This window comes from Escherichia sp. 94.0001, from assembly GCF_013369155.2.
GTDB lineage: Bacteria > Pseudomonadota > Gammaproteobacteria > Enterobacterales > Enterobacteriaceae > Escherichia > Escherichia coli_F.
The window spans coordinates 1-243 of the sequence record NZ_JABWMS020000329.1 but is presented as its reverse complement, the minus strand read 5'-3'; the positions used below and the strand labels follow the sequence as shown (position 1 = coordinate 243).

Below are 243 nucleotides of genomic sequence, written 5' to 3'. Positions count from 1 at the left end.
GGTAAAGATTCCCCACGCCAATCCGGCTGGTTGCCTCCTTCGTGAAGACAAACTCCCCGCGGTGAACAATCCCCGCTGGCTCATATTTGCCGCCGGTTCCCGTAAATCCCCCGGTCGCAAAATGGAATTTCGCCGCAGCTGCCTGAATGGCTGTACCGCCTGACGCTGATGCGCCGCCACCAACAGCCCCGCCAATGGCGCTGCCGATACTCCCGACAATCCCCACCATTGCCTGCTTAAGCA

Annotated in this window: 1 pseudogene; it reads right to left on the bottom strand. The window is 60.1% G+C overall.

What is annotated here, in order from left to right:
- Positions 1–243 (bottom strand): annotated as a pseudogene (locus HEN33_RS25975) (phage tail tape measure protein); the annotation flags it as partial.